Origin of the sequence: Limimaricola litoreus (assembly GCF_024159025.1) — a bacterium.
GTDB lineage: Bacteria > Pseudomonadota > Alphaproteobacteria > Rhodobacterales > Rhodobacteraceae > Limimaricola > Limimaricola litoreus.
Map to the genome: position 1 here is coordinate 18,015 of NZ_JAMYXC010000194.1, position 13,540 is coordinate 31,554.

General features: G+C 69.0%; 15 protein-coding genes. 9 read left to right on the forward strand and 6 right to left on the reverse strand.

Annotation, left to right across the window (positions count from 1 at the left end):
- Window position 1: 1 nt before the first annotated feature.
- A complete protein-coding gene (locus NHG85_RS12505) occupies window positions 2–421 on the reverse strand; it encodes a metallopeptidase family protein (protein WP_253332846.1) in 420 nt (139 codons plus the stop codon).
- A gap of 62 nt (window positions 422–483) precedes the next feature.
- On the opposite strand from NHG85_RS12505, the gene gltX reads away from it, so the two are divergent.
- A complete protein-coding gene (gltX, locus tag NHG85_RS12510) occupies window positions 484–1,803 on the forward strand; it encodes a glutamate--tRNA ligase (RefSeq protein ID WP_253332848.1) in 1,320 nt (439 codons plus the stop codon).
- A 68-nt stretch (window positions 1,804–1,871) separates the two neighbouring features.
- Entirely contained in the window at window positions 1,872–2,768 is an 897-nt protein-coding gene (locus NHG85_RS12515; RefSeq protein ID WP_253332850.1) for an NAD(P)/FAD-dependent oxidoreductase, read from the forward strand.
- 8 nt (window positions 2,769–2,776) lie between these two features.
- Here the strand turns inward: NHG85_RS12515 and NHG85_RS12520 are convergent, their stop codons facing one another.
- On the reverse strand, window positions 2,777–5,302 hold the full coding sequence (locus NHG85_RS12520; RefSeq protein WP_253332852.1) for an ABC transporter permease: 2,526 nt from the start codon (window positions 5,300–5,302) through the stop codon (window positions 2,777–2,779).
- Complete coding sequence (locus NHG85_RS12525; protein ID WP_253332854.1) at window positions 5,299–5,970, reverse strand: ABC transporter ATP-binding protein; 672 nt, start codon at window positions 5,968–5,970, stop codon at window positions 5,299–5,301. Before NHG85_RS12525 ends, NHG85_RS12520 begins: the two co-directional genes overlap by 4 nt.
- 52 nt (window positions 5,971–6,022) lie before the next feature.
- Between NHG85_RS12525 and NHG85_RS12530 the strand changes: the two genes are divergently transcribed.
- Together NHG85_RS12530 and NHG85_RS12535 are read left to right on the forward strand one after the other, a co-directional pair.
- Window positions 6,023–6,694, forward strand: a complete 672-nt coding sequence (locus NHG85_RS12530) for an arylesterase (protein ID WP_253332856.1) — start codon at window positions 6,023–6,025, stop codon at window positions 6,692–6,694.
- A 33-nt stretch (window positions 6,695–6,727) separates the two neighbouring features.
- Complete coding sequence (locus tag NHG85_RS12535) at window positions 6,728–6,931, forward strand: dodecin family protein (RefSeq protein WP_253332858.1); 204 nt, start codon at window positions 6,728–6,730, stop codon at window positions 6,929–6,931.
- A 114-nt stretch (window positions 6,932–7,045) separates the two neighbouring features.
- Here the strand turns inward: NHG85_RS12535 and NHG85_RS12540 are convergent, their stop codons facing one another.
- A complete protein-coding gene (locus NHG85_RS12540; protein ID WP_099277615.1) occupies window positions 7,046–7,252 on the reverse strand; it encodes a cold-shock protein in 207 nt (68 codons plus the stop codon).
- A 191-nt stretch (window positions 7,253–7,443) separates the two neighbouring features.
- Here NHG85_RS12540 and NHG85_RS12545 point away from each other — a divergent pair, with 191 nt between their 5' ends.
- The 3 genes from NHG85_RS12545 (at window position 7,444) to dacB (ending at window position 10,516) form a co-directional block, all read left to right on the forward strand.
- A complete protein-coding gene (locus NHG85_RS12545) occupies window positions 7,444–8,310 on the forward strand; it encodes a TolB family protein (protein WP_253332860.1) in 867 nt (288 codons plus the stop codon).
- 5 nt (window positions 8,311–8,315) lie between these two features.
- A complete protein-coding gene (locus NHG85_RS12550; protein WP_253332869.1) occupies window positions 8,316–8,936 on the forward strand; it encodes a nicotinate-nucleotide adenylyltransferase in 621 nt (206 codons plus the stop codon).
- An 80-nt stretch (window positions 8,937–9,016) separates the two neighbouring features.
- Window positions 9,017–10,516, forward strand: coding sequence for a D-alanyl-D-alanine carboxypeptidase/D-alanyl-D-alanine endopeptidase (gene dacB / locus NHG85_RS12555; RefSeq protein ID WP_253332862.1), 1,500 nt, complete (start codon window positions 9,017–9,019; stop codon window positions 10,514–10,516).
- Between the two features lie 42 nt (window positions 10,517–10,558).
- Here the strand turns inward: dacB and NHG85_RS12560 are convergent, their stop codons facing one another.
- Window positions 10,559–10,738 carry a PLD nuclease N-terminal domain-containing protein gene (locus tag NHG85_RS12560; protein WP_099277619.1) on the reverse strand — a complete coding sequence of 60 codons (180 nt, stop codon included), beginning with the start codon at window positions 10,736–10,738 and terminating at the stop codon, window positions 10,559–10,561.
- Between the two features lie 60 nt (window positions 10,739–10,798).
- Window positions 10,799–11,215, reverse strand: coding sequence for a tellurite resistance TerB family protein (locus NHG85_RS12565; RefSeq protein ID WP_253332863.1), 417 nt, complete (start codon window positions 11,213–11,215; stop codon window positions 10,799–10,801).
- 90 nt (window positions 11,216–11,305) lie between these two features.
- Here NHG85_RS12565 and NHG85_RS12570 point away from each other — a divergent pair, with 90 nt between their 5' ends.
- The gene (locus tag NHG85_RS12570; RefSeq protein ID WP_253332865.1) at window positions 11,306–12,886 is read left to right on the forward strand and encodes a lysine--tRNA ligase; all 1,581 of its coding nucleotides are present in this window, start codon (window positions 11,306–11,308) and stop codon (window positions 12,884–12,886) included.
- A gap of 162 nt (window positions 12,887–13,048) precedes the next feature.
- Window positions 13,049–13,459, forward strand: a complete 411-nt coding sequence (locus NHG85_RS12575) for a DUF4864 domain-containing protein (protein ID WP_253332867.1) — start codon at window positions 13,049–13,051, stop codon at window positions 13,457–13,459.
- Window positions 13,460–13,540 lie beyond the last annotated feature (81 nt).

The following is a 13,540-nucleotide window of genomic DNA, read 5'->3' on the forward strand; positions in this document are numbered from 1 at the left end:
GTCAAAGCCACCACTGGTCGATCGCGGCGATGTCGTCGTCGGACCAGCCGAAATGATGCGCGAACTCGTGCACCGTCACATGCGCGACCATCTCGGCCACGCTGACGTCGCCCCGCTCGGCCCATTCGTCGAGGATCGGACGGCGAAACAGCCAGACCACGTCGGGCCCATGCGGCACGTCCCAGTTGGATTTCTCGGTCATCGGCGTGCCCTCGTAGAGCCCGGTCAGCTCGAAGGGCTCCATCTCCATCTGATCGAGGATCTCCTCGGGCGCGAAATCGACGACCCGAAGCGCCACCTCCGCCGCCGCGCGGCGGAACGGCTCGGGCAGGGTGGCGATCACATGGCGCGCGATGGTCTCGATCTCGTCGAGAGAGGGCGCGAGGGGGCTGCCCGCGAAGGGGTCGGATGTGCTGTCCATGCCCCCTGATATGGACAAAACGCCCCGCCTGTGAAAGAGCCCATGGCGAACAGGAGAGCCCCATGACAACGACCCGTTTCGCCCCGTCCCCCACCGGCTGGATGCATATCGGCAACCTGCGCGCCGCGCTGTTCAACCACGCCATCGCGCGCCAGCAGGGCGGCGAATTCATCCTGCGCATCGACGACACCGATCAGGAGCGCTCCAAGCCCGAATACGTGGACGGAATCCTTAAGGCGCTCGATTGGCTGGGGCTCACCCATGACCGGGTGGAGCGGCAGTCCGACCGGATGGCCCGCTACGAGGCGGCGCGCGAGAAGCTCATCGCCGACGGGCGGCTCTATGAGTGCTTCGAGACGCCGACCGAGCTCGATCTCAAGCGCAAGAAGCAGCTCAACATGGGCAAGCCGCCGGTCTACGACCGCGCCGCGCTCGATCTGTCGGACGCCGAGAAGGACAAGCTGCGCGCCGAGCGCGGCAGCCATTGGCGCTTCAAGCTCGACCGCGAACGGATCGAGTGGGAGGACGGCATCCTCGGTCACGTCTCGATCGACGCGGCCTCCGTCTCCGACCCGGTGCTGATCAAGGAAAGCGGTCAGGTGCTCTACACCTTCGCCTCCTCGGTCGATGACGCGGAAATGGGCATCACCGATGTGGTGCGCGGCTCGGACCACGTGACCAACACCGCGACGCAGATCCAGATCATCCGGGCACTCGGCTACGAGCCGCCGCGCTTCGCGCATCACTCGCTGCTCACCGGTCCGCAGGGCGAGGCACTCTCCAAGCGGCTCGGCACGCTGAGCCTGCGTGACCTGAAGGCCGCCGGTATCGAGCCGATGGCGATCCTGAGCCTGATGGCACGGCTGGGCTCCTCGCAGCCCGTCGAGCTGCGCCAGAACGTGGCGGAGGTGATCGAGGGCTTCGACATCTCGACCTTCGGCTCGGCCCCCACCAAGCTCGATCCCGCCGATCTGGAGCCGCTGACCGCGCGCTGGCTGTCGCAGCAGCCGCTGTCCGAGGTGGCCGAGGACGTCGCCGCGGCGGGCGTGCCCGACGATCTGGCCGCGCCCTTCTGGGAGGTGGTGCGCGAGAACCTCAAGACCCGCGCCACGATTGCCGAATGGTGGGCGGTGTTCCGCGACGGGCGCGCGGGGCGCGCCGAGCCCGAGGATGCCGAGTTCGTGGGCCAGGCGCTGGGCCTGCTGGGCGATGCGCCCTACGGCCCCGAGACCTGGAAGCAGTGGACCGATGCGGTCAAGGCCGAGACCGGGCGCAAGGGCAAGGGGCTGTTTTTGCCGCTGCGCCGTGCCGTCACCGGCATGGATCACGGCCCCGACATGGGCGGCGTCATGGCGCTGATGCAGGTCAAGCCGCAGGTCTGACCCGCCGCCGGGCTGGACCGGCCCGGCCCGCGCCATATCTCCCGCCTCTAATTGGCGGGAGACGGAACATGCGCGATTGCATCATCGTGGGCGGCGGCCCGGCGGGGCTCTCCGCCGGGATCTACATGGCGCGGTTCCTACGCGACACGGTGCTGTTCGACGCGGGCCGCCCGCGCGCGCATCGCATTCCCCGCACCCGCAACCTGCCGGGCTATCCCGACGGTGTCACCGGGCCGGAACTGCTCGACAACATGCGTCGCCAGCTCGACCAGTACGAGGTCGAGACCCGCCGAGACCGCGTCACCACCGCGCGGCGCATCGACGGCGGGTTTCGCGTCGAGACCGAGAGCGGCTCGTTTGATGCCCGGACCCTGATCCTCGCCACCGGCGTGACCAACCGCCCCCCGCGCATCCCCGAGGATCTGCACGACGAGGGCGTCGCGCGCGGGCTGATCCGCTATTGCCCGATCTGCGACGCTTACGAGGTGCGGGGCAAGAAGGTGGCGATCCTCGGCTCGGGGCCCCATGCCTTGGCCGAGGGGCGCTTCGTCAAGCATTACGCCGATGACGTGACCGTGGTGCGCCCCGAGCCCGCGCCGCTCGACGATGACGGCGAAAAGGCACTGTCACAGGCCGGGCTGAAGATCCTGCCCTCGCACCGCCGCGACATCCGGCTCGACGGCGAAGAGATCGTGGTCGAGATGGAGGACGGGCAAGAGGCGCGCTTCGACACGCTTTATGTGGCGCTGGGCACCGATCCGCATTCCGACCTCGCCCGCGATCTCGGGGCGGAGCTGACGGAGGCAGGCTGCATCCCGGTCGACACCCATTGCGAGACCGACATCAAGGGCCTCTTCGCCATCGGCGACGTGATCGCGGGGCTCGACCAGATCGCCTACGGCATGGGCCATGCGGCGGTGGCCTGCACCGAGATCCACAACCGGCTGCTCGGCCACCAAGCCTGACCGCTAGCTCAGTCCTGCGCGCGCAACACCTGCGCGGGCCGAACCTTCAGGGGCCGCCAGGCAAAAGCCAGCCCCGCCAGCAGGCTGGCGATCGCGCCGCCTAAAACGATGCCGATGGCCGAGGGCCAGATCACCGCGAAATCCGTCTCCATGACAAAGCGCGACACGGCCCAGCCGCCCAAGACCCCTGCGCCCAGCGCCACCAGCCCTGCCGCAGCACCCAGGAGCGCCGCGCGCAGCGCGAAGCTTGCGAGGATGCGCCGGCGGCTTGCCCCCAGCGTCTTGAGGATCGCCGCCTCGTAGGTGCGCGACCGCTCACCCGCCGCCGCCGCACCGATCAGCACGAGAAAACCGGTGAGCAGAGTGGCGGCGGCCCCGTAGCGCGTGGCCGCGGCGATGCCGTCGACCACGCGGGTCACCTGCGCGATGGCGTCGCGTACGCGGATCGCGGTGATGTTGGGATAGGCATCGGCCAGATCGCGCAGGATCGCGGCCTCGGCCTCCTCCTCGGCATAGACGGTGGCGATCCAGCTGTGCGGCGCGCCCGACAGCGCGCTCGGGTTCATCGCCATGACGAAGGCGATGGCGGCAGAGCCGAAATCGACGCGGCGCAGGTTGGCGATGGTCGCGGTCACGTCGCGGCCCAGCACGTTGACGGTGATCTCGTCACCGACGTTGAGCCCGATCTCCAGCGCTTCCTCCTCGGCAAAGCTCACCAGCGGCGGGCCGGCGTAATCTTCCGCCCACCAGTCGCCCGCGACGATCTCCTCGCCATCGGGGGGGCTCGCGGAATAGGTCAGTCCCCGGTCGCCGTGCAGCACCCAGTGATCCGCCACCTCGCGCGCGGGCTGGCCATTGATCTCGGAGATGATGCCGCGCAGCATCGGCGCGCTGTCGACGCGAGACACCTGCGCATCGCCGTCGAGCCGCGTGCGGAAGCCCTCGATCTGGTCGGGCTGGATGTCGACGAAGAAATAGGCGGGCGCGACCTCTGGCAGGTCATTGGTGATGGCGCGGCGCAGGTTGCCGTCGATCTGACCGACGGCGGCCAGCACCGACAGGCCGAGCCCCAGCGAGAGCACCACCGAGCCGGTCTCGCCGCCGCGCTTGCCGATCGCGCCCAGCGCCAGCCTGAGGCCCGGACGGCCGCGCAGACCCCGCCCGAAGCGGCGCGCCAGCGCCTGCACGCCCAAGGCTGCGAGGGTCAACAGAAACAGCGCCACCGCGATGGCCCCCGCCGTCGACAGCGTCAGCCGCCAGGTGCCCGAAAACAGCACCGCCGCGCCCAGAAGCACCGCCAGCAGCCCGAGGATCGCGCCGAGGTAGCGCCGCCGGGGCAGGGCGGCGCCGGCGCCCATCGCGTCGCGAAACAGCGTCGCCGCGCGCACGTTTTCGGTCCGCGCCAGCGGCCAGAGCGTGAAGATCCCCGCCACCAGCGCGCCGTAGAGCGCGGCCTCGATCAGCGGGCGGGGGTAGATGCCAAACTCCGCCGGGATCGGCAATCGCGCCGAGATCAGCGGCGCCAGCGCCAGCGGCACCAGCGCGCCCAGCGCCAGCCCGATGGCAAGGCCCAGGAGCGTCAGCGCGCCGATCTGCAGGAAGTAGGTGAGAAAGATCGTCGCCCGCGTTGCCCCCAGCGTGCGCAGCGTGGCGATGGTCGCGGTCTTGCCCGCCAGATATGCCCGCACCGCGGCCGAGATGCCGACGCCGCCCACGGCGAGGCCCGACAGGCCGATTAGCACCAGAAACGATCCCAGCCGGTCGATGAAGCGCTCGGTCCCGCCCGCGCCGCGCCGCGCGTCGCGCCAGCGCAGCCCGCTGCCCTCGAACCGATCCTCGGCCTCGTCCTCCAGCGCCTGCAGATCCGCCGTTTGGGGTAGGTCCATGCGGTACATGGTCGAAAACAGCGTGCCCTCGGACAGAAGCCCTGAGGCGGCGAGATCCTCGCGCAGCACGAGGCTGCGCGGGCCGAAATCGAAGCCGCCCGCCGCGCTGTCGGGATAGCGCGCGAGGATCGCGGACAGCACGAAATCCTGCGTGCCGAGCCGCACGGTATCGCCGGGAGAAAGCGCCATCCGGTCGGTCAGCGCCTGCTCCATGACGATGCCGGGCAGGCCGTTCGCGCCCGCGAAGGCCCGATCAAGCGGCATCTCGGGCTCCAGCCGGACCGCGCCCACGAGCGGATAGGCCCCGTCGACTGCGCGCACCTGCGTCAGCGCGCGCTCGGTCTCTCCATTGCGCTCGATCACCGCCATGGAACGGAAATCCACCACCTCGGAGACCGTCTCGGCGACGCCGCGCATCCAGGCCAGCTCCTCGGCGCTGGCATAGCGGTAGGTCAGCTCGATCTCGGCATCGCCGCCGAGGATCGCGGCGCTTTCGCTCTCGAGCCCCGCCTGGATCGCGGAGCGGACCATGCCGACGGCGGCGATGGCCGCGACGCCGAGCGCAAGACAGGCCAGAAAGATGCGAAAGCCGCGTAGGCCCCCGCGCAGCTCGCGCCGCGCCAGGCGGGCCGAAAGCATTAGGCTCATGCCGAGATCCGCCCGTCGGTCAGCCGCACCACCCGGTCGCAGCGTTCGGCCAGCTCGGGCGCATGGGTCACCATCACCAGCGTCGCGCCATGCCGGTCGCGCAAATCGAACAGCAGGTCCATGATCTGCGCGCCGTTGGCGGCGTCGAGATTGCCGGTGGGCTCGTCGGCCAGCAGGATCTTGGGATGCGGCGCGGTGGCGCGGGCCAGCGCCACGCGCTGCTGCTCCCCGCCCGAGAGCTGGCCTGGGTAGTGGCCCGCGCGATGCCCGAGCCCCACGGCCGAAAGCTGCGCCTCGGCGCGCTCATGCGCGTCGCGATGCCCGGCCAGCTCAAGGGGAATTGCGACGTTTTCCAGTGCCGTCATCGTCGGGATCAGGTGGAAGGACTGGAACACCACCCCCATATTGTCACGGCGGAACCGCGCGAGCGCGTCTTCGTCCAGCGCGGTGAGATCATGGCCCAGCGCCGCGACCCTGCCGCCGGTGGCGCGCTCCAGCCCGCCCATGAGCATGAGGAGAGACGATTTGCCAGAGCCACTCGGACCGACGAGCCCCAATGTCTCGCCCGGCGTCACGTCGAGCGTGATCCCGTGCAGGATCTCCACCGGGCCGGCATTGCCGGAGAGCGTCAGCTCGGCATCTTCGAGGGAGAGAACGGGATCGGTCATTCGGGGAGCCTTCCTTCGCGCACGCTCCGAGCGATATGGCGCAAGGGGCGGGATGCGCAAGCTGTTGGCGCCGCTGCTGATCGTCGCAGCGCCGCTCGCCGCCCAGCCCGCGCTGGCCGATGAGGTCGTCATCGCGGCTTTGGGCGACAGCCTGACTGCCGGCTACGGCCTGCCGCAGGGCGAGGGGCTGGTGCCGCAGCTGCAGGGCTGGCTCGACGCGCAGGGCGCGGAGGTTCGGCTGATCAACGCGGGCGTGTCGGGCGACACCTCGGCGGGCGGGCTGTCGCGCACCGACTGGACACTGACGCCCGAGGTCGACGCGATGATCGTGGCGCTGGGCGGCAATGATTTCCTGCGCGGGCTCGATCCCGAGACGATGCGCGACAACATCGACGGCATCCTGGGCAAGGCCGAGGCGGCGGGCGTCGAGACGCTGCTGGTGGGGCTGAAGGCCGGGCCGAATTACGGCCCCGATTACGCGGAGGCGTTCGACGCGGCCTATGCCGATCTGGCCGAGACGCATGACGTGCCGCTCTACCCGGACATCTTTGCCGCCTTACAGGACGGGCAGGGGGTCGAGGCGGCGCGGCGCGCCTATCTGCAGGCCGACGGGCTGCACCCCAACGCGGCGGGCGTGGCGCTGATCGTCGCCGAGCTGGGGCCCTATGTGCTCGATCTGACCGAGCGGGCCGCAGGCGATGGATCGCGGGCCGAGGCGCGCTAGCTTTCCCTGCATTGCAACAGGGAGGAGCAAGTCATGTCGGTCGCAAAGGTCACGGAAATCATCGCCGCCTCGCCGAGCAGCTTCGACGATGCCGTCAAGCAGGGCATCGCGCGGGCCTCGGAGACGGTCAAGGGCATCACCGGCGCCTGGGTCTCGGAGCAGAAGGTGAAGGTCGAGAACGGCGAGATCACGGAGTACCGCGTGGTGATGCGGGTCACCTTCATTCTCTCGGACTGACGCCCCGAGCTTGCGAAGCGGCGCATCGGGCGTTGAGACGGAAACGGGCGCGGCCCCTGCAAAGGCCGCGCCCGTTCTATGTCGTGGCGAAGGGGCGCTTTGCGCCCCCGCGTCTTAGAGCGGCTTGAGGTTCACGGCCGACTCGCGGCCGTCACGGCCGGCTTCGATGTCGAAGCTGATCTTCTGGTTGTCGGCGAGGCCGGTCAGGCCCGAACGCTCAACGGCGGAGATGTGGACGAAGACGTCCTTGCTGCCGCCGTCGGGAGCGATGAAGCCGAAGCCTTTGGTGGTGTTGAACCATTTCACGGTGCCGGTAGCCATCGTGCTGTCTTCCTTAACAAGTGTCCGCTCGCGTTATTGCAGCGGTATTCGGCTCTGTCAGTGCTGATCGAGGGACTGAGGCCGTAAAGGAGACAGTGGTCGATAGAGGTAACGTCGCCTTGTCCAGTTAACCCGAATCGGCGAGAAAATCAATTCGCATTCGGAAGGCGCAGGCCCGGATCGGTGGCGTCTTGCGCATTCCGCCGCCCGCCGCCGCGCCGCAGGCCTTGGGGGACGCGATGAAGAGCGAGATCTGCATCTGGAAAAGCGACGGCACGGTCACGGTCCGGCTCGCCTGCGAAGGACGCGTCGAAGCGCCGAACTGGTGCGCCGACGGCTCGCTTTTGGTCAATGCCGAGGGACGGCTGTGGCGGCTTGCCCCGACGAGCGACCGGCTGGAGCCTATCGAGACGGGCTTTGCGGTGAAGCTCAACAACGATCATGTTCCCTCGCCCGATGGCCGCCATATCGCGATCTGCGACAAGGTCGAGACCGGAGCCTCGTGCATGTACCTCGTGCCCATGGAAGGGGGCGTGCCGCGCCGGATCGGCCGCACGCAGCCTTCGTGGATGCATGGCTGGAGCCCCGACGGGCGCTGGCTGGTCCATGCGGGCGCGCGGGACGGCGGCCCGGTGGGGATCTATCTCATGCAAGTGGAGAGCGGCGACGAGCGCTGCGTGACCAAGGCTTTCGACCATGCCGACGGGCCGGATTTCTCTGCCGACGGCGCATGGATCTGGTTCAATGGCGAACGCGAGGGCCGCGTCGATATCTGGCGCATCCGTCCCGATGGGACGCAAATGCAGCGGATGACCCATGGGCCGGGCATCGACTGGTTTGCGCATCCCTCGCCCGACGGGCGCCATGTGGTGCATCTGCGCTACCCGCCGGGCGTGCAGGGCCACCCTGCCGATCTCGACGTCTCCCTGTGGCTGATGCCGCAAGAGGGCGGCGAGGGGCGCGAGATCGCGGCCTTTCGCGGCGGGCAGGGCAGCATCAACGTGCCAAGCTGGGCCCCCGACGGCTCGGCCTTTGCCTTCGTGCGGTACCCGGCATGAGCGGCATGGGTTGGCCGAGCGCGCGGGCGGGGCAGGCGGTGGGGCTCTTGGGCGGCTCCTTCGATCCGGCGCATGAGGGGCATCTGGCGATCACCCGAGAGGCGATCCGCCGGTTCCGGCTCGACCGGGTCTGGTGGATGGTCAGCCCCGGCAACCCGCTCAAGGAACACCGCCCCGCGCCGATGGCGCGGCGCCTCGCGCAGGCCGAAGCCGTGGCGCGGCATCCGAAGATCTGCGTCACCGAGATCGAGACGCTGCTCGGAACGCGATACACCGCGCAGACCCTCGCCCGGCTCAGGGCGCGCTACGTGGGCGTGGATTTCGTCTGGCTGATGGGGGCTGACAACCTCGTGCAGCTGCACGAATGGCAGGACTGGCAGCGCATCGTCGAGACCGTGCCGATGGGCATCTTCGCCCGGCCCGGCGACCGGCTGGGCGCGCGGCTGTCGCGCGCGGCGCGTCTCTACCGCGGCGCGCGGCTGCCGATGCGCGCGGCCCCTCTGCTGGCCCGGGCCGAGGCCCCGGCCTGGTGCTTCGTGAACCTGCCGATGTCGGCGGCCTCCTCCACCGCGATCCGTGCGGCGGGCAACTGGTCGCCCTCCATGCGAAAACTTGTGACTCCGTGAGCGGCGCGCCGTTGCCCCGGCGGCCGCGCGCGCTCTATCTATGCCCCATGAAAGCAAGTTTGACCCGACGCGGGCTGCTCATGGGCGGCCTTTCCCTGACCGCCTCGGCCGCGCTGGCGCAGCCGCTCACCTCGCTGCGGCCCGAGGCCCGGCCCGGCGGCGCCGCGGCGCTCGATTCCGCGCCCTCCGGGCTGCGCCCGCGCCTGCGCGATTCCACCGCCCGCTTCGTCGAGGAGGCGCGGCTGGGCGGGCGCACCGGCTTCGTGGCGCTCGACGCCCGCTCGGGCGAGATCCTCGACCAGCACGACGCCTATACCCGGCTGCCGCCCGCCAGCGTCGCCAAGGCGATCACCGCGCTCTACGCGCTCGAGGCGCTGGGCGGCGATCACCGCTTCGAGACCCGGCTCGTTGCCACCGGCCCGATCGAGAACGGCGTGGTGCAGGGCGATCTGGTGCTGGCGGGGACGGGCGATCCGACGCTCGATACCGACGCGCTGGCCGAGATGGCGCTGGAGCTCAAGGCGATGGGCGTGCGCGGCGCCACGGGCGGGCTCTCGGTCTGGGGCGGGGCCGTGCCGCAACAAAGCCAGATCGACCCGGTGCAGCTGCCGCATCTGGCCTACAACCCGGCCGTCTCGGGGCTCAACCTCAACTACAATCGTATTTATTTCTCATGGGCCCGAGAAGGCGGCGGCTACGCGCTGTCGCTCGATGCGCGTGGCACCGATGCGCGGCCCGAGGTGGCGGTGGCGACGATCGAGGCGGTCGACCGGGGCACGCCGGTCTATACCTATGCGCAGGAGAACGGCGTCGACGTCTGGACCGTGGGGCGGCGCTACCTGGGCGACAGCGGCTCGCGCTGGTTGCCGGTGCGGCGGCCCGCGCTCTACGCCGGGCAGGTCTTCGCCGAACTGGCCGAGGCGCAGGGGATCGCGCTCGGCGCGGTCTCCGAGGCGGCCTCGGCGCCCAGCGGCACGGTGCTGGTGCGCCACCGCAGCGCCGATCTCACCAAGCTCGTCCGCGACATGCTGCTTTATTCGACCAATCTCACCGCCGAGCAGATCGGCCTTGCGGCCTCGGTCGCGCGCGGGGCGGGGGTGGTCGATCTGCCCGGCTCGGGCCGGGCCATGTCCGACTGGGTCGAGGCGCGGTTCGGCGTGACGCCCGATCTGGTCGATCATTCCGGGCTCGGCGGGGCGAGCCGGATCAGCGCCATGCAGATGGCCAAGATCCTTGCCACGCCGCAGGCGCGCGAGGAGCTGCGCCCGCTGTTGAAATCCATCCGCCTCTACGGCCCGCGCGGCGAGGGGCTGGCCCGTTCCCCCGGCGTCGTGGTGGCCAAGACCGGCACGCTCAACTTCGTCAGCGCGCTGGCGGGTTACGAGCGCACCATCGGCGGCCGCGACATCGCCTTTGCGATCTTTTCGGGCGACGTGGACCGGCGGATCGACAGTCAGGACGACGAGGAAGAGCGCCCCGAGGGCGCGCGCAGCTACAACGGCCGGGCCAAGTGGCTGCAGCAGAGGCTGCTGCAGCGCTGGGGCATCGCCTATTCCGCGCGAGAGGCCAGCCAGGGCTGAGACGCCCGCGCGGCACCGCTTAGGCCCTGCCACCGCATCCGCTCAGACCTTGGCGCCGCGTCCGCGCGGTCCCATGAAGAACCATACGATCAGGCCGAGCACCGGCAGGATCAGGATGGCGAGCGTCCAGATCACCTTCTTGCCGGTCGAGGCCGAGGAGGTGATGACGTTCCAGATGGCATAGAGATCGAGCAGAAAGACGATCAGTCCGAAGATGCGCATGGCACGGCCCTTTCATGGCTTTGCCAAAAGAACGCCCCTTCGGCCCGATCAGGTCCCTCCCTACAGCGTCATGTGCCGCGCCCGCGCGCCGCGCTCGATCGCCGCGGCGTGCAACCGGTCGATCTTGAGCTCGTAGCGGATCTCCTCGAGCATCCGCCCCTCGCCCTCGGTGACGTTGCCATCCGCGGCGGCGACGTCGCAGGCCAGCGCATAGGCCGTCTCGAACAGCCGCTCGGGCAGGGTCTCGCGGATTAGGCCGAACAGCGCATCGAGCCCGTCCTCCTGCTCCAGCAGGTCGAACACGGTGTTGGAGATGGCCGAAAGCTCGTCGCCGTAATCGGAGAACACCGGCAGGTGATTGACCATGTTGGTGATCTTGACGAGTTCCGAGGTGCGGATCGTCTCATCCGAGGCCGAGACGGCGATCATCAGCGCCACCAGCGCATCCTGCGCGGTCAGGGAAGGGGTGTCGCTCATGGGTTCTGGCTCCTTGTATTCGAGGCCAATTTATTGACGCCGTGGGCCCCCGGCAATAGGAGAGCCGGATCAATCCCAAGAGGTGACACGATGTCCGAGATGCGCGACGCGGCGATGCAGAGCAAGGCCTGGCCCTTCGAAGAGGCGCGCGCGCTGCTCAAACGCCTGGGCGGCAAGGACCCCGCCAAGGGCCACGTGCTGTTCGAGACCGGCTACGGGCCGAGCGGATTGCCGCATATCGGCACCTTCGGCGAGGTGCTGCGCACCACGATGATCCGCCGCGCCTTCGAGGTGATCTCGGACATCCCCACGCGCCTCGTCTGCTTCTCGGACGATCTCGACGGCATGCGCAAGGTGCCCGAGAACGTGCCCCAGCAGGAGATGATGCACGAGAACCTGCAGCGCCCGCTCACTTCCGTGCCCGATCCCTTCGGCACGCATGACAGTTTCGGCGGGCACAACAACGCCATGCTGCGCCGCTTCCTCGACACCTTCGGTTTCGACTACGAGTTCGTCTCGGCGACCGAGTTCTACCAGACGGGCAAGTTCGACGACACGCTCAAGCTCGCCACCGAGCGCTACGACGACATCATGGCGATCATGCTCAAGTCCCTGCGCGACGAGCGGCGCGAGACCTATTCGTGCTTCCTGCCGATCCACCCCGAGACCGGCCGCGTGCTCTATGTCCCGATGAAGCATGTGGACGCCAAGGAGCACACCGTCACCTTCGACGACGAGGAGGGGCGCGAGTGGACGCTGCCGGTGACGGGGGGCAATGTGAAGCTGCAGTGGAAGCCCGATTTCGGCGCGCGCTGGGCAGCCCTCGGCGTCGATTTCGAGATGTATGGCAAGGACCACTCGACCAACACGCCGATCTACGACGGCATCTGCAAGGTGCTGGGCGGCCGCGCGCCGCATCATTTCACCTATGAGCTGTTCCTCGACGACCAGGGCCAGAAGATCTCCAAGTCCAAGGGCAACGGCCTGACCATGGACGAGTGGCTGAGCTATGCCTCCACGGATTCGCTGAGCTACTTCATGTATCTCAAGCCCAAGACCGCCAAGCGGATGCATTTCGACGTCATCCCCAAGATGGTGGACGAGTATCACCAGCAGCTGCGCGCCTATCCGGGGCAGGACCTCAAGGCGCAGCTCGCCAACCCGGTCTACCACATCCACCAGGGCGACGTGCCCGCCTCGGACATGGTGGTGCCGTTCCAGATGCTTTTGAACCTCGTCTCCGTCTCGGGCGCCGAGGACAAGGAGACGCTGTGGGGCTTCATCCGCCGCTACGCGCCCGAGGCCGGCCCCGAGACGCATCCCGGCCTCGACGACGCGGCGGGCTTTGCCATCCGCTACTACGAGGACCGGGTGAAGCCCACCAAGACCTACCGCGCGCCGACGGAGGAAGAGTGCGCGGCGCTCGAGGACCTGCGCGCGCGGCTGGCGGCATGGGACGGCGGCGCGGATGCCGACGGGCTGCAGTCGGAGGTCTTCGCCGTGGGCCGCGAGCGGCAGTTCGAGCCGATGCGCGCCTGGTTCAAGGCGCTTTACGAGGTGCTCTTGGGCGCCTCCGAAGGCCCGCGCTTCGGCGGCTTCGTGGCACTCTACGGCGTCGAGAACACGATTGCGCTGATCGACCGGGCGCTGGCGGGCGAGCTGGCAGGCTGACGCCGCGCCGCCCTCCCTCACACGGCTCGCGATGACGTGATGCCGGGAAAGATCCGTCTTTCCCGGCGGTTCCGGCGCGGCCATCGCACCGGCTGCGATACGGGTGAAACCGATCGGGCTGCATGGCCGTAGCTTCTTCGGACAAACCGGGGAGGAGCATCCATGCGCAATGCAATCACGGCCTTCATGCTGTCGACCGCGCTGGCCGGCGCGGCGGCGGCGCAGGAGAGGGAAGGCCCCGCCATCGCGGCGGTGATCGACGACCAGCTCGCGGATTTCACCGCGCGCGATCTCGACGGGGCCTTCGATCATGCCAGCCGGACCATCCGGCGGATCTTCGGCAGCGCGGAAAACTTCGGCGCCATGGTCGAACAGGGCTATCCGATGGTCTGGGACAACACCGGCGCGCGCTATCTGGCCCTGCGCGAACAGGGCGATGTCTGGTGGCAGCGGGTGCTGCTGCGCGATGCGCGCGGCGTGCCGCATCTTCTTGAATACAAGATGATCGAGACGCCGCAGGGCTGGCGCATCGACGGCGTCTCGCTCGTGGCGGGGCCGGATGTCGGCGTCTGAGCCGAAGACCGGGTCGGAGACCGGGACCGGAGATGACAATCTCGATGACATCAAGAAGCAGCTCGCGGAGCTGCAATCCAA